We start from the raw sequence: 25,747 nt of genomic DNA, 5'->3' as shown, positions 1-25,747 counted from the left end.
GGTTAAGGCGACAAAAACGATGAAGGCAAGCAAGAATTTGTCGTCATGAAGGGGTTAAGGCGACAAAAACGATGAAGGCAAGCAAGAATTTGTCGTCATGGAACGGTTAAGGCGACAAAAACGATGAAGGCAAGCATGAGTTTGTCGCCATGAAGGCGTCATGAGGACAAAAACTAGCGAGCAAGCCAGGAATTGTCGCTATGAAACCGTCATGAGAACAATAAAAGAGCGAGTTTCCTCATGAACCAATTAGAAAACCTAAAATAAAGCATGAGATATTCCACTCATTGACGGTCACCACTTCAGAAGCTTACAATGAAATTGATGATTATGTAAAATTTTCCAAATGAGAAGGAGTGATATTCTATGAACATTGCTTCCCAAGATACCGCTACAAAAGGAGCCAATTCCTATGGCTTTGAAGAATTTCTCGAAAGGCGCACCAGCCTTGACTGGTATCAGGACGAACCATTCCTGCAGCAAGCCGTAAAAAAGTACACCGGATCCCAATACGAAGCCATCCATAAAGCACTGCAAACATTCTCCCCAAAAGTGTCAACCAAATGGAATCAATTAGCGGAGCGCATTGCCCGTCCCGAAGTCCGTCCCTACATGCTTCACTACGATGCCTTCAACAATCGGATTGACCGAATCGTCCGGCCAATGGAAACCCTCCAACTAGAACAAGCCATATTTGGTGAAGGCCTGTTTTCAAGCAAGATGCCACCATGGGAAAGCTTCATCAAAAGAATGCTCATCCATCAGCTAGGCGAAGCGGGCGTCACCTGTCCGTTAACCTGTACCCACGGCTTAGCGGCCCTATTAGAGCAGTTTCCAGATGATGAAATCCCCGAACTCCAAGCGATCCTCCAGCATGCAAAAGAAGGCATAAACGGTGAGTTTGCGATAGGCGCCCAATTTATGACGGAAATCCAGGGCGGATCTGATTTGCCTGCTAACGTATTGGAAGCGGTTCCGCAAGGAGAGTACTATCGGTTATACGGCAATAAGTTCTTCTGCTCCGCGGCCCATGCCGATTATTCGGTCGTCACCGCCAAAATAACCGGCACCAATAAAGTCTCCACCTTTATCGTTCCTTCTTGGCTGCCAGGCGATAAGGAAAAAGAAAAACGCAACCGATACAAAATCAACCGCATCAAATGGAAGTTAGGTACAGCGGAGCTTCCGACCGCAGAAATTCAATATAACGGAGCACTTGCCTATCCAATCGGTCCTAAGGATAAGGGAATTGCAGTGGCGGTAGGCATTGTCCTAACCCTCTCGAGACTTGAGATCGGTATTGCTTGTGCGGGATTTATGCTGCGGGCCGCAAGAGAAGCCAAGTTATATGGCGACTTTCGGACCGTTTTCGGCAAAAAGGTAAAGGACTACCCGCTTTCAGCCAGCAAACTAAAGAAAATTGAAAATGCAGCCCATAGAACGACCTCCGGCGCCTTTAAAATCTACGACTTATTTCTGAAGCTGGAAAAGCCGCTTAATCCTGGGATTCACTCTGACCAGCCCATTGAAACAAGAAAAAAATTATTTCATTTAAGGGAACTCGTCCTGCTGCAGAAAATCTGTGCAACCAATGAAGGGGCGGAAATCCTTCGCGAGGCCATCTCCGTGTTTGCCGGGCATGGGGTCATGGAAGAATTCTCGTCATTGCCTAGGATTTTCCGTGATGTGGTGGTCAACGAGCAGTGGGAGGGGCCGCGAAATCTGTTGCTGACGCAAATCTATCGAGACCTGCTGCGCGTATCAGACTGGTATCCGCCTGAAGAATTTGTTGCCGATGTCCTTGAGGGGGTATCCCAAGAAACCATCAAGAATTTTGCCGCGCAGCTTAGCGATTTGCTTCAGCGGCCGGTTTTAGGGGAAGTAACTGAAGCATCTATGGAGGCGGCTGCGGAATGGGACGTTTTTTGTGATTCATTTTTTAAAGCCTTCCAACAACAAGCATTAACTGAAATCAGCTAAGCTATGAAAAAATCCCCTGGATGGCTCTAGGGGATTTGGTCTATTTTTTCAATTGGTCTCTGTATTTAAAATGAAAGGCGAATAGTTTAATGCCTGAGCCAAAGTCAAATGTTGCGAGAATCACGAGCAGGTAGCTGAAAAAGCCCCAGCCGTTCTCTTGGACATCATCAATGGCGAAGAACGTAAACAAACCGCCAATTAGAAAATAAATCAGACCGGAAACAAAAGGTGAACGTCTCATAAGAAACCTCCGATAAAGTTTTGCACCGCCTCAGCTTGTTTTAACAGTTTTTCAATATCATCCCGGTAAACGGATTGGACTAACACGACCATCGTATTCATGGTAACATGGGCAAACATTGGCACGATAATCCGTTTGGTTTTTACATAGAGAAAGGCGAAAGTAAAGCCCATGGCCGAGTATAGGATAATATGTTCCGGCTCCATGTGGGCAAGAGCAAAGATGACGGAGCTGATTAAGCCGGATATAAAAAAGTTATAGCGCTTATAGAGGCTTCCAAAAATAATTTTTCGAAACACGACTTCTTCCAGAATTGGGCCAAAAATAGAAGTGACCACAATGGCCAGCGGGAATGATTCAATTAAATTAAGAATCTCCTGGGTATTCTCTGATCCCGTTTGGACGCCTAACATCGTCTCAATAATGGCGGCAGCATATTGCGCAAATAAGGCAAGGAAGAATCCCGAAATGGCCCATTGAATCGACTGCCCTAGGGAACTGCCTCTCTCCTGAAAATTCCTCATTTCCTTTCGCAGTAGAATAACCGTGATGAGCAAGGCGGCCAGAAAGCTAAACAGCAGCCAAACAGGAACAGCTTGCTGCCTGTCAATCCCGATGGCAGGGAAAACAAGCATAAGTAAGGGAACCCCGGCCAGACTGGACAATTGCATTCCGATATACACAATTAATATAATCCAATATTCCCGTTTCAATCTTTCGTCTCCTTTAACTTCTATTTTTGATATAGAAAGATAATCTTATACTCTTCTTGGATATTGAGCTGTTGTTATTCACTTAGGCAATTCTTTTTCATTCTACCGTTAAAATAGGGTAACTTTCAATTTTGAATGCTTTTAAAAAGTTTTTTCGACGGGCGGAAAAATAATGAATAGAATGGGACACCCATCACATACTTTATAAGGTGGAAAAAAACAGAATTCTTTTTAAAAATTTTATGCTTGATACTTGCAAAAGATTTTTAGATTCATTATTATAATAATTGTGTTAGCACTCATCGATACCGAGTGCTAATAAATGACCGAATAACATATATTTGAGGAGGTTGTTTGTATGTTAAGACCATTAGGTGATCGCATTATCATCGAATTAGTTGAAACAGAAGAAAAGACTGCAAGCGGTATTGTATTGCCGGACACTGCTAAGGAAAAGCCTCAGGAGGGAAAAGTAATTGCTGTTGGTACAGGCCGTGTGCTTGACAACGGTGAACACGTAGCACTTGAAGTTTCTGTAGGCGATCGAATTATCTTCTCAAAATACGCTGGTACTGAGGTAAAATACCAAGGATCCGAATACTTAATTTTACGTGAATCTGACATTCTTGCTGTTGTTGGCGAATAGGATTACGACTGAAACATAAAACAAGAACAAGCTTTTAAACATATTGAGGAGGTTATTGAACTATGGCTAAAGAGATTAAGTTTAGTGAAGAAGCTCGCCGTGCAATGCTTCGCGGTGTGGATACTCTAGCAAATGCAGTAAAAGTAACTCTTGGACCTAAAGGACGCAACGTGGTTCTTGAGAAAAAATTTGGTTCACCATTAATCACTAATGACGGTGTAACGATCGCTAAAGAAATCGAGCTGGAAGATGCATTCGAAAACATGGGTGCTAAGCTAGTAGCTGAAGTAGCAAGCAAAACAAACGATGTTGCCGGTGACGGTACAACAACTGCAACTGTTCTTGCTCAAGCGATGATCCGCGAAGGCTTAAAGAACGTAACAGCTGGTGCGAACCCAATGGGTATTCGCAAAGGGATTGAAAAAGCTGTTGCTGCAGCTGTGGAAGAATTAAGAACGATTTCTAAACCAATCGAAGGCAAATCTTCGATCGCACAAGTTGCTGCCATTTCTTCTGCTGATGATGAAGTGGGCCAATTGATTGCTGAAGCAATGGAGCGCGTTGGCAACGACGGCGTTATCACAATCGAAGAGTCAAAAGGCTTCACAACTGAGTTAGATGTGGTAGAAGGTATGCAATTTGACCGCGGTTATGTTTCTGCCTACATGGTAACCAACACTGACAAAATGGAAGCTGTTTTAGAAAATCCATATATCTTAATCACTGACAAGAAGATTTCTAGCATTCAAGAAATTCTTCCTGTTCTTGAGCAAGTAGTTCAGCAAGGCAAGCCATTATTATTGATTGCTGAAGACATTGAAGGGGAAGCATTATCGACACTAGTATTGAACAAGCTTCGTGGAACATTCAATGCTGTGGCTGTTAAAGCTCCTGGCTTCGGTGACCGCCGTAAGGCAATGCTTGAAGATATCGCTACTTTAACTGGCGGTGAAGTGATCACTGAAGAGCTTGGCCGTGACCTTAAATCTACTACTGTAGCGTCTCTTGGCCGCGCTTCTAAAGTCGTTGTAACAAAAGAAAATACTACGATTGTTGAAGGTGCCGGTTCTACTGAAGCGATTCAAGGCCGTGTGAACCAAATCCGCGTTCAATTGGAAGAAACTACTTCTGAATTTGACCGTGAAAAATTACAAGAGCGCTTAGCTAAATTAGCTGGCGGTGTAGCAGTCATCAAGGTTGGTGCTGCAACTGAAACTGAATTAAAAGAACGCAAACTTCGCATTGAAGATGCTCTAAACTCAACTCGTGCTGCAGTGGAAGAAGGGATCGTATCCGGCGGTGGCGTTGCGCTTCTGAACGTATATAACAAAGTAGCTGCTATTGAAGCTGAAGGTGATGTTCAAACAGGTATCAACATCGTTCTTCGTGCGATCGAATCTCCAGTTCGCACGATTGCTGAGAACGCAGGTCTTGAAGGATCTGTTATCGTGGATCGCTTAAAGCGTGAAGAAATCGGCGTAGGTTTCAACGCTGCAACTGGCGAATGGGTAAACATGATTGAAGCTGGTATCGTTGACCCAACTAAGGTTACTCGTTCAGCACTTCAAAATGCTGCATCTGTAGCGGCTATGTTCTTGACTACTGAAGCAGTCGTGGCTGACAAGCCAGAACCAGCTGCTCCTGCAATGCCTGATATGGGCGGCATGGGTGGAATGGGCGGCATGATGTAGTTTCCCTTAACGTTAACCCTTGATATAACTAATTTATATCAATGATAAAAGCCACTTCCCAATAAAATGGGGAGTGGTTTTTTGTGTTTGGAAGAATCAATCTAAATTATTGAATACGCATGAAAAATTGATCAATGTCATCAATCTTTGATGCAAGATTTGGAATATCCCGGAAGGAAAGGTTTGCTAAACAACTCTTCAAGTAGTAGGTTATTTCGTTTGTATTTTTGTTTTTACGCATCCCCATTCGAGCATTGATAAATCCTGATTCTTTCACAACAGGGTTTTCATGTAAGAAGTTTGCAATTTCATGGGATCTTACCGTGTATAATGTAGTATCTTTCTGGTCGTTATAATATTGGCCTATTAAATAACCTACAATTGTACTGCCTTGAATGAGAACGGATGATACAAAGAAATCACTAAGGGGATTTCCTTTTTCAACAGAGTATTCCTCTGCGGAGATCTTTAACAGCTTTTTATAGGACTCTGTATTAGGGAGGACGATTTTAATTCCGCCAAATTCCTCAAATATACCTAAGGATTCAATCTCTTCTGTGGAATAATAGGTCTTTTTTTCTTCTTGAGGTAGGACTTCAGTTGAAGGAGCCGCTTCTTGTGATGAATTTGTTTGCATGAGAGAATCAAATTTTTCACTTAAAATCTCTGAGAGCGCTTCTTGAATGCTTTTTTGAACCAACGGCCTAACCGCAGTGATAAATTGCTGAGTTACTTTAAAGTTAAAGCGCTCTTTTATAACAAATTTAATAAAATTATCATTGGGGTTTTCAAAGATTTCCTTCATAACTGATTTAAATGATTGATAATAAATAAGGGAGTCAGCCATGGATTTAATACTTTCATAGTCATAAAGATTTTTAGAGAACTTTACCAGATTGTTAAAGTCCTCATCATTATAATTTCCTATATTGAAAACGAAAAATGGGTTGGAGTCCATAATATTAGCATTGTTTAAATCGGTAAAAAATTGATATTCTATGCCATTTGTTAATATACCTAAGTGGACGCTGGGAAATGTGCTAAAATATCTGCTTAATTGGGGAGCGCTTTTCGTAATTTTGTTGTTCATGGATTTTGCTTCCACAAATATACTTGGTTCACCATTAAGATAAATTGCATAATCAACCTTTTCATTCTTCTTATGGAAATCTGCGGTGAATTCCGGTGTAACTTCTTTTGGATTGTAAATATCGAATCCTAATCCCCTAAGAAGAGGCAATATTAGAAACTGTTTTGTAGATTCCTCATTTTTTATTAGCTCTTTATTATCCTCAACAGTCTTATTTAACGCTTCTAAAGTTTCCTTAAGATTTACCATTTTCGTCCCCCTAACTAGTCAATATCTAGATTATCATTTTAAAATTATGTATGATGGGTTGTTTTTAAAACTAGCTTTTGCGGATACCATTTTTAAACGTTATTGGGTGTATTCACGAATCTACTCACTCTTATTTAAATCTTTTTAATCACTCCTCTAGGATGTTTATTATTTCCAAATCATTCCATAGTAACATTATAATGTTATCAAATGAAACTTTAAATATTGTGTACCTATTTAGTATCATTTTTTATTAATGAATTTCCGATGGTCTACGTTGAAAAAAAAGCAAACGAACGTGAAACTGAATTTAAGTGGAAGTGAAGAAGAAAAACATGGAACTATTTAGTTAACTTTTCTTCGGGTGACAGGGGAAACATGGTGCCTGGAAAAGCCGCAGCTGCTGAAATTAAAACGAAACAACCTGAGGAACTTGTGAATCGTTTTAATCAAAGCGACGGCTAGCTATTCCAAACCATTATATGAAATAAGCCACTTATAAAATCAAAGGCAGAGTATGTCGTTTAGCCAACAGATTAACCCGAAAAGTATATAGAATAGGGCACTTTATTTGTCATGATGAAGGAATAAAAGCTGGATAAGCCGAATAAGTCATAGTCATCATGGTTTTGTTGTATTCTCAGAATAGATGATTGGCGTATTTCATTTGATAGTCAAAAAAGAAGGTTATTTTATGCGTATGAATGGCCTTTTTCGAAATTGATCGAGAATTATTGTTATCGTCTCCCGGAAATTTCAGATTACTGTGCCATGTTGGAGAGAATTAGAAGCTGGAGAGAAAGGTATGAATGTCCAATATGGAAGATACCACAGGGTTTTTTACCTTTTTAGGACCGATTAATTTATAGTCAGATTTTTTCTTGTCTTTTAACTTGGAAAAATTACACTAACAGTGAGGAGATTGGTAGTATGCAAGTTGTAACCAAAATGTTATTAGAGCAACTAGACATGCATTTCCATGAGAATGATTGGTTTGCATCCATGGATCAGGCACTTCATGGAGTCAGCGCAGCTGAGGCAGCATGGACAAGTTCAGGCATCAGCAATTCGATTTGGCAGATTGTCAACCACTTGATATTTTGGAATGAAGACATCATCCATCGAATTAAGGGCACAGAGAATCCACATAAGGCAAAAGACAATGAAGAAACATTTGGAAATCCGGGGGATCCACAAGACGAAAGTGGGTGGGCCCAGACAGTGCAGCGCCTTAATGAAGTCATGAATCATTTAAAAACGGTGATGGCGGACCTTGACGATGAAAAGTTAAAAGCCCCATATGCAGCTAACAGGAGCTCAATGGAGCGTTTACTCAGTAGTATCATGATGCACGATACATATCATCTCGGCCAAATTGTTCTGCTGCGAAAGTTGCAATCCACTTGGGGTGGGGTTGAGTGGTCCTAAAGCAACATAATTCAGCGAGATTTCTCGCCCTGTTCTAAGGGGAGAAAGGGAAGGCTCGTTTTTCCTTTAGCTTCTCGGGTTAACAAAAAAATATTCTGAACTATGTACATTTGGACAAAATAACCGTTTTATTTTGGACGGGCACAGAGGTAATTGTCGATCATTTTGGAAGGGCCAGAACGGACCCACCCCTTTCCCTGCCGGAAAGGGGTAAGTTTTACTTGGGCAAGTGCGCTGGGACTCGCGCGTTGTTTGAATACGGGCCAACAAACAACGGTCCTTATAGAACAATCCCTTATCGATGAGCGAATGTCGATTTCACATGTAGGAAACCTTCCCCTTTTTGAAAAACCAAACACACAATAAACGAACAATATAAAACGTAATAAATAGTGAAACCCAAGTAATATACCATTCCCAGTGGATATAATTGAGGAGAAGGGTGTATTTTTCAATGATGACTTCACCGAGCGTTAACACAGAACTAAATCCAACATAATAACCGAATCGATAAAGAGGACTGCTATCATTGGGGTACCAGACATTAAAGGCAGCACAAACGACTGGATAGGCATAATATTCATATACAAAGCTCGTCCGATTCACAGATGGAAAGCAACGAATAGGATATTCTATTAATCCAAGTTCTACTACCACTAAACCAATAAAGAAGGTAAATAGCTGCTTACACAATAGCGCAAATATGGCTAGATGAATTCTATTTTTCGGTATGAACAACAGAACTCCTGTAGCCGCTACATACACGAATAGGATGATCCACCATTCAATTCTCATGTGTTTCCCACCGCTGTTCTGTTTGAAACGAGTCCCTGTCCTTAAAGTACCAATTACAACAAACTTGACTCACAGAATAGAGAAAACCAAAGTCAAGCCAAATCGTATACCACGTCATTTTGTCATATGCAATTAAATCTGTATATCTCTCGAGCACATTGTCGAATAATGTTATAACAGAAATCCAAACAAAAAAGTATATAAATCTAGACCATAAACCGTCTTTTGATTTCTTGTTTACGTAATAAATCGCAAATGATACGGGATAAAAAAAATAATCAAGAGTAAGAGGCATATGAGTGGCTTTGGGGAACTCACGAACAGGTGCATGCTGCCAATCAAGTGCAAAAGTTATCATATCAACAAGCCAAATGATTGCTTGAAACAACAAAAATGAAAAGAAGCCCATACGCCAATCTTTGCGTGGAATAAACAAAATAAAGCCAGCCGTTCCGAATAGCCACATTGCAAGCATAATCCAATGCTCCATTAGCATGTTTTATGAACAACTCCATCCAAGTTAGATAGGTATCACATTTAAGTATTTTCTATTTCCACGTATCATATTCAAGACGTTAAACCGCAGTATTTCTTCAAAGTGGATTCTAGTTTTTCTTTACCTATATGAATTACACTTATTGCTTCAACTAAGTGCTTAGGTGCTGCGGCCATTCAATCAACTGTTTGAATGGATATTATCAATGATCGATTCATTTTTGGTTGATTTCTAGTTAACAGGAAGTTTAATCTTTTTGGTAATATTACAGAACCTTCTTGGAAATCCACATAGGCCAGAGCCAAGCAAGCTGATTCATTTTATGTGCAACCATAGCAGTAATCGTCCTTCGTGCCACCAAATACCAAGGTTTAGAATTGGCGGGGCCATTGCATTTACTGTTGCTGTAGCTGCGATTTTAAACATTGGGTATTAGTAATGAACCCATTCGATCCGGAAAAGAAAAAATTTAAAATGAATATCAATTTTAAGCCTACTTGGGGCCTTTTAATTATTAATGAAACGTATGCTGCAACATACAAATATTTATCTTTTCAGGATGATGTTGAATTAGTCGATATTCAATACGGAACTTGATCTGATACAAAGCCCGACCTATAAATTTTTCTAAGAAGCTGCCATTTGGGTGGCTTTTTCTTTGCTAGAGTGCAGCAAATTACTCGGTATCAATGAGGTGTCCGCCAGAGATTTACCGATCCAGATATTGGTACGCTGGCCGTAGCAGATATCCGCATCTTCCGGAAACTGGAATTTGCGAACAACGGCAGACATGTTCGTTATGACTCCCACACATCCAATATTCCCTCCTTTGACACTTTTCGCTATCTATTGCTTTATAAAAAATGGAAATTACAATGTAAAGATATCTTTACAATCATGATTTTTCTTTTTATAATACATGTAAAGATATCTTTACACATTAGCAAAAAGGAGACGTTTCTCATTTGAAGGTAAAAAACAGAATTAAAGAGATCCGTTTAGAAAAAGGGATTAGCCAAGTTAAAATGGCAGAAGATTTACAAATAACGAGACAGACCATCAATGCAATAGAAAACCATAAATACAATCCTAGTCTGGAATTAGCGTTAAAGCTGATAAAGTACTTGGACGTAACTATAGATGAAATCTTCGAATTGGAGGAGGAATAATATGAAAAAATGGGGATCCATTATTATAGCCATTATGATAATTGGCGGCATGAGCATTGGGTTTTACCTAATTGATCTATTTATTCCAGATTTACCAACTGGAACCGTAGCCGCGGGCATCGGAGGTTCAGTCACAGGGGTGGCCATTGTTTTAGTGGTAACAAAACTAAAGCAACTTAGAAAGGTTAATAATGTTCCAGATGTTGACGAACGAACCTGGTTGAATATCAAAAACTTTTATGCAATCTCCTTGTACGTTGTCCTGATTGGGAGCATGCTCCTTGTCTGTATACTATTCGCCTTTGGAATGAGAACCATTGATATAGGTGCATTGAGTATTTACTTATTATTGATATTTATGCTGCTTGCAGCAGGAACGTTTATTGTTGCAAGACGTTGAAAAAGGATGATAGTTATGAGAGAAGCAGTGAAGGCGGCCTTCCAAGATAAATTAAGTAATTTTTTTGGGGGGAGGCGGAAAATTTGAAATCGGAGGTAAGCATGAATATTGATTTTTCACCATTGCAAGGCACCATGAATCATATGGCAATGCAGCTTGCTATTATACTAGTCGTTCCTTTAGTAGTAGGGCTCATCGTAAAGTGGCTGCTGCTCTCTTTTAAAATACCGTTTAGGATTGCTAACTTTGGAGCGGTTTTGGCGTTTTTGTTTGCTTTTTATAAAACTGTTTTAGTGGTTTTATAGTAGTTATTAAGAGCCAGCTGAATCAATTTGTATAATTTCTATAACCATGTTCATTATGTTTTTTATCAATATACTTTTTACGTCTACAAATCAACCATGTGATTAATTGATATTCAGCAATTTCAGATATATTATAATATTAGCAGAACCCACCACGCCTCTTAACAATGCGGACCAAGGTGGGTCATTTTATTTCAAGGAGAAAAATAAAGTGGAATCTGATCACACTAATCTCTGAGTATGAAGATAACATTGAATTCAATCACATTGGTTTCCCTTCTAACTGGAAAGATCTATTAATGAAAGCAAATAACAAAAAACTGTAAAAGAGTGGTTTTGTCACTCTTTTTTACTGTTTTCTACCATTTATCGATATAAAGTTTAATCAATTTGAGCACACCTTTCAATGTGATTCTAGTAGTAAAAAATTAATCGAGTGGTTGATTAAACGACAAAAAACGAAGGGGATAATCGAGATACTCCCCAATGTACTAATGCTTTTGCCTATTTTAATTAAATGATTGATTACCAAAAATTTCTTGGGAAATTTGTGGATTATCGTCGATTACTATAAGAAGATGGAGAATTTGGATTGGGGCGGTGAACGCTTGTCGATTTATCAAAGACGTATCAATACATCGGCTAGAAGAAGAAAATCCAAAAAGAGCCACTCGGTTCAAGAGTTAATTGCAAAAGATATCGAGGCAATAAAAGATGATGGAATTAATCCTTTTCAGTTAATGAATAAGTTTGAAGTAAATGATTACTTACGGTTAGACGTTATAAGTAAACAATATTACGAAAAATACTTTCGGTCTTCTTTAGAAGACAATGTCTTGCCTATAAATATTTTAAATACAACAGGAAAGAATCACTTAGCGATCAACAAATCCGCTCTACTCCCGTTATAAAGGGGATTCCTGCCAATTCAATCAACTGTTTGATTGGATTATTCATTCCTAATCAGCTTTGTTGGTTCTTCCATTAAACACTGCAACGCAACTCATTACTTGCCCACCCTAATGGATTACTTTAAAAAATACCTAGTTCGCGGTTTTACGGGGTAAAATACGATCGACGGATTCGTTATTTTGATGTCGGGGAATCCTGAGAGAGAGCGAATAGATTCTGGATCGGTAAATTGGAAGAGATCAACAGTTCCTAATGCTCCTGTTGTACATGCCTCGACACAGGCAGGTGGAAGTCCGACATCCTGCCTTGGGTAGCACATCTGGCATTTACTGACCTTTTGCGTCTCGGAGTTGAACTGCGGCGCTGAATAAGGACAGGCCTCTATACATAACTTACAGCCATTGCAGCGGCTCTCATCAATTTCGACGATTCCATCTGATCGTTTGGTAAATGCCCGTTCCGGACAAACTCTGAAGCATTCCGGATTCTCACAATGATTACAGGAAATAGAGAGAAATGTTTCGGTATCAAGCTTGGAAACCCTTCTCCAGCGGACATGGGCAGGAGTTTGATTTTCATTTTTACAAGCAATTTCGCATGCTTTACAACCAATACAGTCATCAGCATTAAAGACATAGCCTAATTGTTTAAACATGTGCCTCACTCCATTTTCTAATTGAAACAGTGCTGTCATAGAAATGCGTACTAACATCAGCAGACACAAGGTGCTCCTGTTGGTGAATTAATTGATTGATTGGATTATTCCCTGACTGATGGGCCAGAATGATGTTTTTTTGCAGATAGGGATTGATTTTGGCTACCCCAACTAGTTGTCCATAACGATTGTAAACTTCAATTTTTTCCAAGTTGTTTATGTTATGGTATAGTGCAGCCTCATTTGATATTTCAATATAGGAGTCATCGTGGTGTTTATTCAGCCAGCTCAAACTCTCAAATTGGGAATGAATCTTTAGTAAAGACTGCGGTGTGATTAACTTATATTCGTGCTTCTCTGGAGATGGCGGCTCTGCTGCCCTGACATTATTTTGCCTCATTTCAGTAGGTGAGAATAAACGGAACTTTTGATTTTGTTTATGAATTGTGTGTTTCGCCTTTTTAGAAGGTCTTCTAAGAAGGTCCTCATAACCGTTAATTGAATAAAGGTCCAGTATTTCTGGTGTTAATTCTTCTTTAATCCAATCAATGGGCTCCTTGTCGGCAGGGAAATTAGAGAAACCGGGTGAAAGCTCATTTAATTTTAACGACAATTCTCTGGCAATCTGCAGGTCACTCTTTGCCTCGTAATAGGGAGGGATGGCTTTTTGGTTAACAGAGAGCCAAAAATGCCAGTATCCAACGTGCAGATCCTCTTCTTCGAAGTGAGTGGCAGCAGGTAAGACAAGATCAGAATTTTCCGCCGACTTTGTCATATACAGATCAACGGTGACAATTAACTCCAATTGCTCAAACAGTTTTTGCCACGCAATAAAATTATGGTCCTGGGTTATGTTTCTTGAGGCAATCCATAATAGCTTTAACGGGGGATCCGAAAGCTGTAATGCACTGTTCGCGAAATCACTAATGTCGACCTTTCTTGAAGCTTGAACCGAAGGATGAATCGGACCTTTGTGGTTTAATAGGGCACATGGGAAGTCATCCACATTAAAGTGCATAAAGTACAGACCGCCATTTGGGATAAACAAGTTTCCGGTTACAGCTGCAAGACTGTTGATGGCTTTGATGCTTTTGCTCCCGTACATATTTCGCTGAATTCCCAAGCCTGCCCAAGTCACAACCGGTTTAATAGAGCCATATAATTCACTAATTTCCGCTAATACCTGCATGGTTACACCGGTTTTATGGCAAATTTCATCGATTGATAATTCATTATCTAGATAGGCGCGATATGGGTTCCAGCCTTCTGTGTCACTCTCAAGGAATTCTCGGGCATGGCGGTTATTTTTAATCACGAGCTTCGCAATCCCTAGGGCCAAATACATGTCCGTGCCCGGGATTATTTGAATAAAAATATCTGCTTTTGCGGCAGTTTGCGTGAATACTGGGTCAATGACAATCAATTTTGCACCATTTTTTCGTGCTTGATAGATAAATTTCATTTGATGAACATTCGTTACGGCGGGATTTGCTCCCCAAAGTACAATCAGCTTGGCCCCTGCCATATCCTCCGGAATAGAACTGAAATGACTTCCGAACGAGCGATGGTTGGCAACCTTTCCCGTGAGTGCACATGGATTCCCAATCGGCTTTGTATGCGGCCCGATACTGTTGAACATACCTTCTGTTGCATAGTGAAGCAGCCCGAGGTTCCCAGAAAATTTATTGTAGCCGCAAGGTAAATTAGATCCATACCTCTCGTTTAATTCAATCATCTTTTCAGCGATAATCGTATAGGCTTCATCCCAGGTAATTCGTTTCCATTTTCCTGACCCTCTTGGGCTTTGCAGCATCGGATACTTGAGTCGATTTTGATTATACACATATTGGGTATAAGCATAGCCTTTGGCACAAAGTCTCCCCTTCGAATATCCATGCTCAGGATCTCCTGTCACTTTTATTAGCCTTCCATTTTTCACATAAGAAAGCATGCTGCACGTTCCATAACAATTCCTTGGGCAAGTATTTCGATAGATGCCGTCCTTCATACAAAAACCTCAAATCATTAAAGTTTTCTAAGCATTTTAACTTTGAATGCTGCCAAAATATTTAACTTCGTATTCAAATCATCCAGCTTCATATCAAGAATTTCTTCCATTTTTTTCATCCGATATCGTAATGTATTCCGGTGCAGGAATAAGGCCTTTGAAGTAGCTGTAATATCAAATTGATTTGTGACGAGGCTTTCAAGGGTGTTCATCAAATCTACATTATTGGTATTGTCATACTCCTGTAGTCCACCTAAGGTGGCCGTGTAAAATTCCTTCAAATCCTGCAAATCATGTTTGTATAAAATCCGTTCCAACCCCAAATCTGTAAAAAAGGAAATGTCGATTCCCATAATTTCACCTAGATCAAGTGCAACCTTTGCTTCCTGATAACTCCTAAATAAATCTGCTGGATTACGATATGTTTTACCTATTCCGCAAGAAAAGCTTCGCTCAGGATATTGTGTTGACAACAGGCGGAGGACAGTCCCAGAAAAGTCCTCAATCTGTGCCAAATGCTTTTTTTGCTCTGTTTCTTCACTTGGAAAAATAATCACCAAATGATTTTGCCGCTTGAGAGAAATCGGCTTCATATTTCGCTCCAGAAGTGTTCTTTCGGCAATATATAGTAAAGTGTTAATAATATGTTGATCGGTTGAAATATGATTAAAGTCTGCAATCGAAAATACAGCAACTGTATTTGGCACAGCAAAATTCCAACCCCAAATATGACCATATTCGAGAATTTCCTCTTTTTGTTTAAAATTCCCATAAAGAATATCAAACAAAAATACTTCCTTAAACTTCATTTTTTCTTTCCTTAACTCCCGGTTTTGATAAAGCTTTATGGAAAATAAGGAGGCTGTATAGGCGAGCAGAGATTCATATTCTTCAAGTCTATATGACTCGCCATTTTGAATGAAAAATAGGTATCCCAGTAATTCATTACCATGAGTAATGGGGGTGGCAAACCCATATTTATCGCTTTCTAATGTCATAATTTTGCATTGGAAAGCAGGAGTGCTGGCGGATGCACTTAGCTGCTGGATCGCCATAATAGTGAACTCGGAAACTCCGGAGGGTGATGATAATGCCAGGATTTGATAATGCTGGTCAGTGAGAAACACCTCAAGGGAGATATGATTTGACAGTTTTTCTATTGTGAGGGCGATGCTCGTGATAGATGTATTAAGCAAATCCTGTGCAATAGATGAAATAGTAAAATGGGAGTTCATAGAGTCAAGTCCTTTCTACTATTATTAACGTTATATTAATGATACCTCGGCATGAAAGATAAAAACAATGAATGTCACTAAATTGTAAAGTCCCTTCCATTCACAAATTCGTAAAATTCCCCTAGCGCAGGTGCACAAAAATAGGTCCGTTTTTTTGTTCACCGATGATATTTTAAAAAAAATCCCAAAATCTATAATTAGTTTATTAATAAAACTGATACTAAGACATGAATAGCAGGAAGGGAATTTCTTGCAGTTAGGAGAGAATCCGAAATGAATATAGAAAATAACCAAATTTCAAGTGAGGAGCACCAATTATTGGAAGGCCGTTTGAAGTTTTATCAATTTCTCCAGCTTCTTTTACGGATGCCAATTACAATCAAGATTTTCAATGAGATAAAGGAAAAAGGATATATTGAAGGATTAAGAGAGTTTGATCAATCAGGTCAAATGGTACATGACTTTTTTTATAGTGAAAATCTCGAGGAAAGTATTCAAATGGCTAGACAAGACTTTTTTGGATTGTTTGTTGGACCTGAAGCCTTACTTGCCCCGCCATGGGAGTCCGTATATAGAAGTAAAGAAAAGGCATTATTCGATTTCCCAACCTTCGAGGTTCGGGATCTGTATAGCCAATATGGGCTCGAAGTAAAGAAAAAAGAACATCATCATGACGAGGCAGACGATCATATTGTTTACGAATTGGAATTTATGCTTCAGTTGATTGAAAGAAGCATAGGAGAGCATGACTCAGACAAAAGGAAGTCCCTGTTAAAAGGGCAGCAAAGGATGTTAAAGGAACATCTGTTGAAATGGGTGCCCCGATTTTCTACTGATATACAAAATCATGGGACATCGAAGCTTTTTATCGGGCTAGGAGCATTGGTAAATGATTTCATTTCCTTCGATGATCAGCTTGTCGAAGACCTGCTCCGTTCTCAAGATCAACCAGAAAATAGGCTTTCAGAATGTTAATTTGTTAGGGAGGGACAACCATTATGTTTAAAAATGTTATTGATCAGCTTAATGAAAAGAAATTTTCACGCCGCAGTTTCATTAAATGGTCTAGTGCGGTAACAGCACCAGTTGTAATTGGAGGGCTTGTAAAGGAATCAAGTTTAGTAGAGAAGGTAAAGGCTGCAGAACCTGCCAAAGCTTCCACCGAACAAATTCTGTCAACCTGCTCGACAATCAATTGTGGAGGCAGATGTTTCATTAGAGCACATATTAATGACGGAGTGATTACGCGCCTAAGTACTGATACGAAAGAAGATACATTTGAAATGCCGCAGCTTCGCGCTTGTATCAGAGGCCGGGGATATAGACAATTTGTCTATAATCCAGACAGATTGAAGTATCCAATGAAAAGAGTAGGAAAACGGGGAGAAGGGAAATTTGAGAGGATTTCCTGGGATGAAGCAATAGAATACATCGCCAAGGAATTGACAAGAATTACCCAAAAGTATGGACCAGCGTCCCGATATTCCAACTATGCTACTGGACATTCCGGCAGTATTATCGGTGCAGGCAACATGGTTCAAAGACTTCTTGCCCTAACTGGCGGTTACCTTGGATATCACAATTCCTATAGTTCTGCCCAAACGTCAGTTGCCACTCCATATACTTATGGGACAACGCAAACAGGGAGTACCTTGAATACATTATCAGATTCCAAATTAATCATTTTATGGGGGCACAATCCTGTAGAGACCCGCTGGGGATTAACGGATTATTATGTAAGAAAAGCAAAAGAAGCAGGCGTGAAAATTGTGGTAATCGACCCGAGACAATCGGATACCGCAGCAGGATTGGCGGATGAGTGGATTCCAATCGTTCCTACTACCGATAATGCCTTGATGGACGCCATGACATATGTGATTATTACAGATCATTTATATGATAAGAGTTTTGTAGATAAATATTGCCTTGGTTTTGATGAAGAACATATGCCTGAAGGGGTTCCAGAGGGTGAATCATTAGTCAGTTATATCCTTGGTAAGAAAGATGGAGTAGCCAAGACACCTGAATGGGCTGAGAAAATCTGTAAGGTCCCAGCAGCCACAATACGTAAACTTGCGCGGGAATATGCAACAAATAAACCATCTGCTCTCCTGCAAGGATGGGGACCACAAAGACAAGCCTTTGGGGAACAATTCGTCAGAGGTGGAACAGTTCTTGCCGCAATCACAGGAAATGTTGGTATTAAGGGTGGCTGGGCTTCAGGTTCAGGCTACACGAACTTAGTAAAAACGACTGCAGTGCCAAAGGGTGATAATCCGCTCGGCAATTTAACGATTCCATGCTTTCTATGGACTGACGCGATTGTCAAAGGTAAGGAAATGGGTGTGAAAGAAGGCGTTAAAGGCCTCCCTGAAGGACAAGAAAAGCTGCCATCCAATATTAAAGCCATGTTTAACCTTGCGGGGAACGCTCTGATCAACCAGCATTCTGACTCGAATAAAACAGCTGAAATCCTTAGAGATGAAAGCCTGCTGGAATTAATAGTCGTAAGTGATGTGTTTATGACCCCGAGTGCTAAGTTTGCCGATATCCTGCTGCCATCTAACACTTTTATGGAACGTTGGGATATTGGAACAACATGGGCGCCATCGCAGCATGCCATTTTGTCGCAAAAATGTATTGAAAGCATGTATGAAAGCAAATCCGATTATGAATGGCTGACCATGTTGGCTAAAAAATTAGGAGTTGAAAATGAATTTACCGAAGGAAGGACTCAACTGGATTGGGTAAAATGGTCGATTGAAGAATCACGCAAGAAGGACCCGAATTTCCCAACCTTTGAAGAATTTAAGAAGATGGGGATTTATCAAGTTTCTTTGGAGAATAACACCGTGGTCGCATTCGAAAAGGAAATAAATGACCCAGCAAACCATAAGTTTGCAACACCGTCCGGTAAGATTGAGATTTTCTCCAAGGATCTATGGGACATGAATAATCCGGATGAAATTCCTGCCATTCCAAAATATGTTCCTTCTTGGGAAGGACCACAAGACCCGCTGACCAAGAAGTATCCTCTGCAATTAATTGGCTGGCATTATAAAAGGCGGTGCCACTCCACTTTTGATAACAATAAGTGGCTAGAAGAAGCAGGGCCGCAAGTGATGTGGATGAATATCCATGACGCACAGGAAAGAAAGATTAAAGATGGAGACAAGGTTAGGATATTTAATGATCGTGGAGAAATCCAAATGCCAGTTAAATTAACAAACAGAGTCATCCCTGGAACAGTAGCCATTCCTCAAGGAGCCTGGTGGGCTCCTGATTCAAAAGGCATCGATCAGAGGGGGAATATCAATACCCTCACAACTCAACGGCCTTCGGCGCTGGCAAAGGGAAATCCACAGCATACAAATCTTGTGGAAGTCAAAAGAATATAGATTGAATTGAAAGGAGCAAACTTTTTATGGGACAATTAGGGTTTTATATAAATAATCAGTATTGTACGGGATGCAAGGCCTGTGTGGTTGCTTGTAAAGACAAGAATGACCTTGATACCGGTGTCAATTTCAGAAGAGTATATGAACATTCTGAAGGTGACTTTGTTGAACGAGATGAAACAGTTATCTCCAATGTCCAAACATTTTTTGCATCTATTTCATGTAATCATTGTGAAAATCCAGCTTGTGTGCAGGGCTGTCCTACAGGTGCCATGCATAAGCGTGAGGAGGATGGAGTGGTTGTCATCGATCACGACAAATGCATTGGCTGTAAATATTGCATGTGGAACTGTCCTTATGGCGCTCCACAATATAATGAGAAAATCGGAAAGATGACAAAGTGCAATTTCTGTACGGATTTGATTGAAGCTGGCGAAAGTCCAGCATGTGTCGGCTCTTGCCCAATGCGTGCATTGGAGTATGGGCCAATTGAAGAATTAAGGAAAAAGTATGGCAATACGAGGGATATTAAAGGGTTCCCGGATTCATCCATTACGAAGCCAAATATTGTCATCGGTGCACATAATTACGCTAAATAATAAGGAGGGATTTATATGCATGAATGGCCATTGTTGATTTTTACAGTTTTTACACCGGCCGCGATTGGCGGGGTACTCTTTCTATACCTAATTCATAGAAGGGTTGCAAACTCCAATGAAGAAATGATATCGATTATGAAGCTGCCGCTATTTGTCATCGTTGCCATTTCATTTATCGGATTGGCTGCTTCATTCCTTCACCTTGGAAGCCCGGAGAATGCCTTTAATGCAGTACGGGGATTTGGAAGATCGTGGATGAGTAATGAAATTGTTGTTACCGGTGCTTTCATTGCACTCATTTGTTTGACGGCCGGCTTGATGATGATTCAAAAGAAAGTAACGCCCATTTTGTTGGTTTTGACCGGAGTGATTGGGCTAGTTGACATTTACTGTATGGCAACCGCCTATGCGGTAACCCGAGTAAATGGCTGGCATCATATCAATACCTATGTGGTATTTTACGGAACTGCGTTTGCATTAGGACCTATCTTAGGTACAAGCTTAATCTTGCCGAAGGTTAAAGGGGACCAGATTAATAGTATTGTAAAAAGGGCCTTCTCCATGGTCTTGTTCGGAGTCGCGATTCAAATAATTGGTTCGTCCATGCTGGCTGGTTATAATCCGGAAGTCCAAATGATAGAGGGGCAGACTGCAATTAATAAGCTGGCTCCCTATAACAGCTTGATTGGAATCCGATGGGTAATCGAATTATTGGGTCTCAGTATCTTAGGGTATATGTCAATGACAACCAATAAGAAGATCAGTTATTCACTTGTTTACGCCGCATTGCTTGTTTTTGCTGCAGCAGAGGGAATGAGCAGATATGTATTCTACGTGTTAGGATCCTAAGCTTAATAGATTTTGAAAGAGGTGGAGAAAAATGGGGTTCCTTGGAAAATGGGTTGAGAGTTTGGATTACCAATATAACATTACCGATGCATGCCTTATGCATCGTAGTCCAAGGGCCTCCTGCACCGCCTGTGTCGAATCGTGCAACTATGATGCTCTTACATTTAAAAATCAAAAACCTGTTATTAATAGCGAAAAATGTGTGGAGTGTGGTCATTGTATTGCAGCTTGTCCGGTTCAGGCGATTGAGGGGATTATTCCGAAAAGAAACCTATCCGGCAACAGGTTAGCTGCAGATGATGCGAGCGTACCAAGCTTAAAGGAACTCCTGGTGTATCATGCAAAAGGAATAACCTCCATTATTGCTAGTAAAGGAGAATTATCTCAAGCTTGGAAAGATCAAGTTTGTACCGTTAATTCGATGCTGCAGCAACTAGACAAGAATCCTTTCCAAGTAAAAGTAGAGGAAGGTTTTTCGGAAGAAATGAGTTCTTGCACCAGAAGGGATTTATTTTCACTATTGGGGAAAGAAGGGACATCGCTTGTTAAACAAGTGACTCCTGCTAAATGGAGATTTAATCATAAAAGTTTAGATTTATCCGCCTATTACCCTGAGTATCAATTCTATGAACTTGATGTCAAATTGGAAAAATGCTCCATGTGCAAGGCTTGTGAAACCTTATGTCCTAAGCAGTGTTTTCAGATAACAGCACAATCCTTTAGAATTGAATCCCAGACATGCTCTGGCTGTCAGCTTTGCAGCAGGATTTGTCCTGAGAATGCCATTACTGTAACGGATCACATATCAAGGGCCGTTACACAGACATTTGATGTTTACACAAAAGTTTGTAAGGTTTGTAAAAGTTCCTATCAAACGTGTAAGCCGAACTATGAAAGATGTCCAGTATGTGCAAGGAGAAAGAGTGGATATTTGGATAGTAATGTGTGTTAAACAATAACTAATTCCAAAATGGAATTGTGAGAGCCCATTTCTTCGGGCTTTTTTTCATAATCAGCTTTATGCGCTTTAGGGATGAGATAAAAGAATTCATTCTGTAATCGTGTTTTTTGCTGGTTGCAGTAACAAAATGAGGTGAGTATAAATGTTGGAAAAGAGAACACCCTTACAGATAAATCAAGCTGTTGAAAAAATAATGGAACAAGAAATGATTGGGAAAACGGAGATTATTTCAATTAACGACTGTGACAACCGCTATCTTGGTGAAGACATTTTAGCAACAAATGATGTCCCTTTATTTACCCGTTCAGGATTTGATGGCTATGCACTTCGATCAAAGGATACTGAAGACGTATCATCAGAAAATCCTCTTAAACTAAAAATAGTAGAAGAGCTTGGTGCTGGCATGGTAGCCTCAAAGGAGATTGGGTGTTATGAAGCATCGAGAATCATGACAGGAGCAATGGTCCCAGAGGGCTGTGATGCCATTATTATGCTTGAGGCAGTGAAGGAAATTGAGGAAAATGCCGAAAAATATATTGTCATTAAACGTAAAGTAAATAAAGGAGAACATATTTCCTGCCAAGGTGAAGAAGCCAAAAAAGGAGATGTCATACTTAAAAAGGGGACGAAGATCAATCCTGGTGTTATGGCCGTTTTAGCAACCTTCGGTTATAACGAGGTTCGGGTTGCCGTTAAACCTAAAGTAGGAATAGTCGCAACAGGTTCTGAATTAGTAGATGTTCATGAACCATTAGAAAATGGGAAAATCAGAAATAGCAACTCCTTTATGTTATCAACGCAAATTAAAAGAGCTGGCGGAGAACCTGTCTATCTAGGCAAAATACCGGATGCTTTAGATGCATGTACAGATGCCATTGGGGAGGCGATAAAGAAGGTAGATATGCTGATAACCACTGGTGGGGTTTCGGTAGGAGACTATGATTTAATGCCAGCTGTATATAAAGAGCTTAATTGCAAGGTTTTATTTAATAAAGTGGCTATGCGTCCTGGAAGTGTCTCAACCGTTGCAGTTTTAGATGGTAAATTTCTTTTTGGTCTCTCTGGAAACCCATCTGCCTGTTATGTGGGCTTCGAGTTGTTTACTAGACCAGTAATTAGGAAAATGCTTTCCTGCGAGAATGCACATCTTAAGGCTGGGATTGCAAAGTTTGCGGTTGACTTTCCAAAAGCGAATCCTCTAACAAGATTTATACGAAGTAAACTATATGTAGAAAATGGAGAACTAATAGCGGAGCCTGCTGGTATGGACAAATCCAATGCCGTTCTTAGTTTAGCTCTTACAGATTCACTTGCTGTATTACCGGGTGGGAATAGTAGTTTTAAAAGAGGAGATCGTGTACAAGTACTTTTTCTCGAAAACTAGATTAAATGGATGAAATTGAAGCAGAGGGACGGTTCTTCTGCTTCACTCGGGAGAATGTTTTATTGATGTCAATTTGATTGTACTGGCTGCGTGAGAAATGTTTCAACGGGTGCAGTTTAGTTTCAGTGTGATATTCACAATCTGTATATTTATTGGTACGGATGAATTACAATTTTCCTAGTGAAAGAAATTAGGAAAAACATTACATCCTTTGACACAGGACTTATATCCATGCATTGCCAAAGCGAAAGGCTTTGATACTGTTCCGATGAGCCGTCTTAATAAATTACGGAATAACAAAAAGATCTCCCCGAAGTTCGAGGAGATCTTTTTATTTTAAGGGCTACGATCCATGTTACTACAAATAGTTGTACCTCATACAAAGGAAAAGTGTTTTTTTATTCCTATAGAAGATTTTATTATAAAAGGAGAATCCCTAATGCCGATCAAGATATCTATTAAATGGATAAAGGGAAATATTTTTTTCATATATTATGTGAAATAATTCACAAACCTGCTTAGGTTATTCAAAAAGAGGTGGTTATGGGTATGTTAACACATTTATTTTCACCAGGAAAAATTGGAACAATGGTCCCCAAAAACAGAATTGTCATGACGGCTATGGGAAACTATTTAGCCAATACAGACGGTAGCGTTTCCGAGAAGGATCTTGCTTTTTACGGCGCAAGAGCCAAAGGCGGCGTCGGGACCATTATTACCGAATGCGCATCGGTCGATTGGGAGAGAGGAAAAGGAAATACTCATCAAATATCCGTATCGGATGACAAACACATCCCAGGACTTAAACGCCTGGCAGACGAAGTCCATCAATATGATGGAAAAATCGTTGTCCAAATCTATCATCCAGGAAGACAAGGAATAAGCGTTATCAACGGTAACCTGCCGATGATGGCACCGAGTGCGGTGGAATGTCCTGCCGTGCATCAGCCGGCAGCTGCCATGACAGAAGAAGAGATTAGCGAAATGGCAGAAAAGTTTATTAGAGCTGCTGTCAGACTGAAAAAAGCTGGGATCGATGGTGTCGAGGTACATGCTGCCCATGGATATTTAGTACATGAGTTTTTAAGCCCGCGCGCAAACAAGAGAACAGACCAATACGGCGGAAGCTTAGAAAATAGAATGAGATTTTTAGAAGAAATCGTCACAGGCATCAGGGAACAGTGTGGAAAAGAGTATCCCTTGCTCGTCCGTCTATCGGTGGAGGAATTCGCAGATACAGTTGGACATCCTGAAGATGGTCTCAAGCTTCCTGAAGGTGTGGAGATTGCCAAACGCCTCGAAGAATTAGGCGTAGATGCCATCGACGTAAGTTCAGGAACCTATGAAACCATGAATACAGCGTGGGAGCCTGCCTCTTTTGAGCAGGGCTGGAAGGTTCGCCTGTCGGAGGCTGTAAAAAAAGCAGTCAAGATCCCAGTCATTGGGGTGGCGGTCATTCGAGACCCTGAGTTTGCTGACCAAGTCATTGCCGAAGGGAAGATGGACTTCGCAGGTTCAGCCAGGCAGCATTTTGCCGATGCAGAATGGTCGAATAAAGCGAAAGAGGGCCGGTTTGACGAAATCCGAAAATGCATTTCTTGTCTTTACTGCATGGAGACGCTGATGGGAGCCGATCAGTCTCCAACCCCTTGCCAATGCGGCATCAACATCGAGGCTGGAAGAGAGCTTGAATTTAGCAGCCTAAAGGAAGACGGGGAAGGACGTACGGTTGCTGTGATCGGAGCTGGTCCAGCAGGACTTGAGGCTGCGAGAATATTAGCAATGCGCAAGTTTAAGCCAGTCATTTTTGAAAAAAGCGATCGGATCGGCGGCCAGTTATACTTTGCCAGCCAGCCGCCGAATAAAGGAAAAATCACGTGGCTGATTGATTATTTAAAGGGACAGATAGAAAAATTGGCCATCGAAGTGCGGCTGAATACAGTCCCGACATTGGAAGCTTTAAAAGAGTTAAATCCGTATGCGGTCTTTGTGGCACAAGGCTCCTCACCTGTTATCCCGCGTTCTATACCAGGCTCTGATGGGGCAGAAGTACTGACGCCGATTGATATATTAAGTGGAAAAATAAAGCTGGAAAATAAAAAAGTAGGCGTTGTCGGATCCGGAATGACAGGTATAGAAGTAGCTCATTTATTAGCAGAAGAAGGAAATGAGGTCAGCTTATTTGAAATGGGTGATCAGATAGGATCTGGCATCTTTTTTCAAAATCTGATTGATGTGATGACCCATATGGGACCATTGCATGTTCCTATGTATACAAAGTATCGGTTAATGGGTCTAGATAACGGAAAAGCAAGCTTTGAAGCACTGGAGACTGGGGAAAGAAAAGAATTTATGTTTGATTATGTCATCCTTTCCCTTGGAACAGCCTCTAACAAAGATTTCATAGAGGAAATTCAATCAACCTTTAAGATGGTGAAGATTCTTGGAGATGCGGCAAAGCCAGGAAGAATCAGAGATGCTATGGAATCAGGCTATTTAACTGCCTATAATCTATAAAATTTGGTGGATAAGGAGTAGATAGT

The 25,747-nt window shown here is 40.3% G+C and carries 24 protein-coding genes; 15 read left to right on the top strand and 9 right to left on the bottom strand.

What is annotated here, in order from left to right; genetic code table 11:
- The first annotated feature begins 366 nt into the window (after positions 1–366).
- Positions 367–1,980 carry an acyl-CoA dehydrogenase family protein gene (locus NFS43_RS13325; protein WP_251552165.1) on the top strand — a complete coding sequence of 538 codons (1,614 nt, stop codon included), beginning with the start codon at positions 367–369 and terminating at the stop codon, positions 1,978–1,980.
- Between the two features lie 40 nt (positions 1,981–2,020).
- On the opposite strand, the gene NFS43_RS13320 is transcribed toward NFS43_RS13325, so the two are convergent.
- Both NFS43_RS13320 and NFS43_RS13315 read right to left on the bottom strand, forming a co-directional pair.
- On the bottom strand, positions 2,021–2,221 hold the full coding sequence (locus NFS43_RS13320) for a YdiK family protein (RefSeq protein WP_251552164.1): 201 nt from the start codon (positions 2,219–2,221) through the stop codon (positions 2,021–2,023).
- Positions 2,218–2,934 (bottom strand): CPBP family intramembrane glutamic endopeptidase, encoded by a 717-nt coding sequence (locus tag NFS43_RS13315; RefSeq protein WP_251552163.1) that lies wholly within the window; start codon positions 2,932–2,934, stop codon positions 2,218–2,220. Before NFS43_RS13315 ends, NFS43_RS13320 begins: the two co-directional genes overlap by 4 nt.
- Positions 2,935–3,292: 358 nt before the next feature.
- Between NFS43_RS13315 and groES the strand changes: the two genes are divergently transcribed.
- Both groES and groL read left to right on the top strand, forming a co-directional pair.
- Entirely contained in the window at positions 3,293–3,580 is a 288-nt protein-coding gene (gene groES, locus NFS43_RS13310) for a co-chaperone GroES (RefSeq protein WP_251552162.1), read from the top strand.
- Between the two features lie 62 nt (positions 3,581–3,642).
- A complete protein-coding gene (groL, locus tag NFS43_RS13305; RefSeq protein WP_251552161.1) occupies positions 3,643–5,271 on the top strand; it encodes a chaperonin GroEL in 1,629 nt (542 codons plus the stop codon).
- A gap of 106 nt (positions 5,272–5,377) precedes the next feature.
- On the opposite strand, the gene NFS43_RS13300 is transcribed toward groL, so the two are convergent.
- A complete protein-coding gene (locus NFS43_RS13300) occupies positions 5,378–6,610 on the bottom strand; it encodes a type I restriction endonuclease (protein WP_251552160.1) in 1,233 nt (410 codons plus the stop codon).
- Between the two features lie 930 nt (positions 6,611–7,540).
- Between NFS43_RS13300 and NFS43_RS13295 the strand changes: the two genes are divergently transcribed.
- Positions 7,541–8,038, top strand: coding sequence for a DinB family protein (locus tag NFS43_RS13295; RefSeq protein ID WP_251552159.1), 498 nt, complete (start codon positions 7,541–7,543; stop codon positions 8,036–8,038).
- 318 nt (positions 8,039–8,356) lie between these two features.
- Here NFS43_RS13295 and NFS43_RS13290 read toward each other — a convergent pair whose 3' ends face one another.
- The 3 genes from NFS43_RS13290 to NFS43_RS13280 all read right to left on the bottom strand — a co-directional run bounded on the left by NFS43_RS13290 (position 8,357) and on the right by NFS43_RS13280 (position 10,121).
- Positions 8,357–8,833, bottom strand: coding sequence for a CBO0543 family protein (locus NFS43_RS13290; protein WP_251552158.1), 477 nt, complete (start codon positions 8,831–8,833; stop codon positions 8,357–8,359).
- Positions 8,823–9,323 carry a CBO0543 family protein gene (locus tag NFS43_RS13285; protein WP_251552157.1) on the bottom strand — a complete coding sequence of 167 codons (501 nt, stop codon included), beginning with the start codon at positions 9,321–9,323 and terminating at the stop codon, positions 8,823–8,825. The genes NFS43_RS13290 and NFS43_RS13285 overlap by 11 nt, the downstream gene beginning before the upstream one ends.
- Before the next feature lie 633 nt (positions 9,324–9,956).
- Complete coding sequence (locus tag NFS43_RS13280) at positions 9,957–10,121, bottom strand: hypothetical protein (RefSeq protein ID WP_251552156.1); 165 nt, start codon at positions 10,119–10,121, stop codon at positions 9,957–9,959.
- 173 nt (positions 10,122–10,294) lie between these two features.
- Here NFS43_RS13280 and NFS43_RS13275 point away from each other — a divergent pair, with 173 nt between their 5' ends.
- The 4 genes from NFS43_RS13275 (at position 10,295) to NFS43_RS13260 (ending at position 12,114) form a co-directional block, all read left to right on the top strand.
- Positions 10,295–10,498 carry a helix-turn-helix transcriptional regulator gene (locus tag NFS43_RS13275; protein ID WP_251552155.1) on the top strand — a complete coding sequence of 68 codons (204 nt, stop codon included), beginning with the start codon at positions 10,295–10,297 and terminating at the stop codon, positions 10,496–10,498.
- A 1-nt stretch (position 10,499) separates the two neighbouring features.
- The gene (locus NFS43_RS13270; RefSeq protein ID WP_251552154.1) at positions 10,500–10,898 is read left to right on the top strand and encodes a hypothetical protein; all 399 of its coding nucleotides are present in this window, start codon (positions 10,500–10,502) and stop codon (positions 10,896–10,898) included.
- 83 nt (positions 10,899–10,981) lie between these two features.
- Entirely contained in the window at positions 10,982–11,203 is a 222-nt protein-coding gene (locus NFS43_RS13265; protein WP_251552153.1) for a hypothetical protein, read from the top strand.
- Positions 11,204–11,742: 539 nt separating this feature from the next.
- Positions 11,743–12,114 carry a hypothetical protein gene (locus NFS43_RS13260; protein ID WP_251552152.1) on the top strand — a complete coding sequence of 124 codons (372 nt, stop codon included), beginning with the start codon at positions 11,743–11,745 and terminating at the stop codon, positions 12,112–12,114.
- Between the two features lie 116 nt (positions 12,115–12,230).
- Here NFS43_RS13260 and NFS43_RS13255 read toward each other — a convergent pair whose 3' ends face one another.
- From NFS43_RS13255 to NFS43_RS13245, 3 genes are read right to left on the bottom strand one after another with little or no spacing between them, the layout of a single operon-like run.
- Complete coding sequence (locus tag NFS43_RS13255) at positions 12,231–12,770, bottom strand: 4Fe-4S dicluster domain-containing protein (RefSeq protein ID WP_251552151.1); 540 nt, start codon at positions 12,768–12,770, stop codon at positions 12,231–12,233.
- Positions 12,763–14,778 carry a molybdopterin-dependent oxidoreductase gene (locus tag NFS43_RS13250; protein WP_251552150.1) on the bottom strand — a complete coding sequence of 672 codons (2,016 nt, stop codon included), beginning with the start codon at positions 14,776–14,778 and terminating at the stop codon, positions 12,763–12,765. Before NFS43_RS13250 ends, NFS43_RS13255 begins: the two co-directional genes overlap by 8 nt.
- Before the next feature lie 17 nt (positions 14,779–14,795).
- The gene (locus tag NFS43_RS13245; RefSeq protein WP_251552149.1) at positions 14,796–16,013 is read right to left on the bottom strand and encodes a PucR family transcriptional regulator; all 1,218 of its coding nucleotides are present in this window, start codon (positions 16,011–16,013) and stop codon (positions 14,796–14,798) included.
- Positions 16,014–16,286: 273 nt separating this feature from the next.
- Here NFS43_RS13245 and NFS43_RS13240 point away from each other — a divergent pair, with 273 nt between their 5' ends.
- From NFS43_RS13240 to NFS43_RS13210, 7 genes are all read left to right on the top strand, one after another.
- Positions 16,287–16,988, top strand: coding sequence for a TorD/DmsD family molecular chaperone (locus NFS43_RS13240; protein ID WP_251552148.1), 702 nt, complete (start codon positions 16,287–16,289; stop codon positions 16,986–16,988).
- A 23-nt stretch (positions 16,989–17,011) separates the two neighbouring features.
- Positions 17,012–19,411 (top strand): DMSO/selenate family reductase complex A subunit, encoded by a 2,400-nt coding sequence (locus NFS43_RS13235; RefSeq protein ID WP_251552147.1) that lies wholly within the window; start codon positions 17,012–17,014, stop codon positions 19,409–19,411.
- Between the two features lie 26 nt (positions 19,412–19,437).
- A complete protein-coding gene (locus NFS43_RS13230) occupies positions 19,438–20,010 on the top strand; it encodes a DMSO/selenate family reductase complex B subunit (protein ID WP_251552146.1) in 573 nt (190 codons plus the stop codon).
- A 15-nt stretch (positions 20,011–20,025) separates the two neighbouring features.
- Positions 20,026–20,859, top strand: coding sequence for a dimethyl sulfoxide reductase anchor subunit family protein (locus NFS43_RS13225; RefSeq protein WP_251552145.1), 834 nt, complete (start codon positions 20,026–20,028; stop codon positions 20,857–20,859).
- Between the two features lie 31 nt (positions 20,860–20,890).
- On the top strand, positions 20,891–21,811 hold the full coding sequence (locus NFS43_RS13220) for a 4Fe-4S dicluster domain-containing protein (RefSeq protein WP_251552144.1): 921 nt from the start codon (positions 20,891–20,893) through the stop codon (positions 21,809–21,811).
- Positions 21,812–21,962: 151 nt separating this feature from the next.
- Entirely contained in the window at positions 21,963–23,204 is a 1,242-nt protein-coding gene (locus NFS43_RS13215) for a molybdopterin molybdotransferase MoeA (RefSeq protein WP_251552143.1), read from the top strand.
- A 549-nt stretch (positions 23,205–23,753) separates the two neighbouring features.
- Positions 23,754–25,721 carry an oxidoreductase gene (locus NFS43_RS13210; protein ID WP_251552142.1) on the top strand — a complete coding sequence of 656 codons (1,968 nt, stop codon included), beginning with the start codon at positions 23,754–23,756 and terminating at the stop codon, positions 25,719–25,721.
- The last annotated feature ends 26 nt before the right edge of the window (positions 25,722–25,747 follow it).

Source organism: Neobacillus muris (assembly GCF_943193175.1).
Lineage (GTDB): Bacteria > Bacillota > Bacilli > Bacillales > Cytobacillaceae > Neobacillus > Neobacillus muris.
The sequence above is the reverse complement of the archived record's forward strand: the minus strand, read 5'-3'. Positions and strand labels throughout refer to the sequence as shown.

Bases quoted from the DNA above. Each gene is read 5' to 3' on its own strand.
- NFS43_RS13210 (WP_251552142.1), top strand. From the start codon at position 23,754: ATGTTAACACATTTATTTTCACCAGGAAAAATTGGAACAATGGTCCCC.
- NFS43_RS13230 (WP_251552146.1), top strand. From the start codon at position 19,438: ATGGGACAATTAGGGTTTTATATAAATAATCAGTATTGTACGGGATGC.
- NFS43_RS13215 (WP_251552143.1), top strand. From the start codon at position 21,963: ATGTTGGAAAAGAGAACACCCTTACAGATAAATCAAGCTGTTGAAAAA.
- NFS43_RS13225 (WP_251552145.1), top strand. From the start codon at position 20,026: ATGCATGAATGGCCATTGTTGATTTTTACAGTTTTTACACCGGCCGCG.
- NFS43_RS13285 (WP_251552157.1), bottom strand. From the start codon at position 9,323: ATGGAGCATTGGATTATGCTTGCAATGTGGCTATTCGGAACGGCTGGC.
- NFS43_RS13300 (WP_251552160.1), bottom strand. From the start codon at position 6,610: ATGGTAAATCTTAAGGAAACTTTAGAAGCGTTAAATAAGACTGTTGAG.
- NFS43_RS13245 (WP_251552149.1), bottom strand. From the start codon at position 16,013: ATGAACTCCCATTTTACTATTTCATCTATTGCACAGGATTTGCTTAAT.
- NFS43_RS13270 (WP_251552154.1), top strand. From the start codon at position 10,500: ATGAAAAAATGGGGATCCATTATTATAGCCATTATGATAATTGGCGGC.
- NFS43_RS13295 (WP_251552159.1), top strand. From the start codon at position 7,541: ATGCAAGTTGTAACCAAAATGTTATTAGAGCAACTAGACATGCATTTC.
- NFS43_RS13325 (WP_251552165.1), top strand. From the start codon at position 367: ATGAACATTGCTTCCCAAGATACCGCTACAAAAGGAGCCAATTCCTAT.
- NFS43_RS13240 (WP_251552148.1), top strand. From the start codon at position 16,287: ATGAATATAGAAAATAACCAAATTTCAAGTGAGGAGCACCAATTATTG.
- groL (WP_251552161.1), top strand. From the start codon at position 3,643: ATGGCTAAAGAGATTAAGTTTAGTGAAGAAGCTCGCCGTGCAATGCTT.
- NFS43_RS13320 (WP_251552164.1), bottom strand. From the start codon at position 2,221: ATGAGACGTTCACCTTTTGTTTCCGGTCTGATTTATTTTCTAATTGGC.
- NFS43_RS13220 (WP_251552144.1), top strand. From the start codon at position 20,891: ATGGGGTTCCTTGGAAAATGGGTTGAGAGTTTGGATTACCAATATAAC.
- NFS43_RS13280 (WP_251552156.1), bottom strand. From the start codon at position 10,121: ATGTCTGCCGTTGTTCGCAAATTCCAGTTTCCGGAAGATGCGGATATC.
- NFS43_RS13290 (WP_251552158.1), bottom strand. From the start codon at position 8,833: ATGAGAATTGAATGGTGGATCATCCTATTCGTGTATGTAGCGGCTACA.
- NFS43_RS13255 (WP_251552151.1), bottom strand. From the start codon at position 12,770: ATGTTTAAACAATTAGGCTATGTCTTTAATGCTGATGACTGTATTGGT.
- NFS43_RS13250 (WP_251552150.1), bottom strand. From the start codon at position 14,778: ATGAAGGACGGCATCTATCGAAATACTTGCCCAAGGAATTGTTATGGA.
- NFS43_RS13235 (WP_251552147.1), top strand. From the start codon at position 17,012: ATGTTTAAAAATGTTATTGATCAGCTTAATGAAAAGAAATTTTCACGC.
- groES (WP_251552162.1), top strand. From the start codon at position 3,293: ATGTTAAGACCATTAGGTGATCGCATTATCATCGAATTAGTTGAAACA.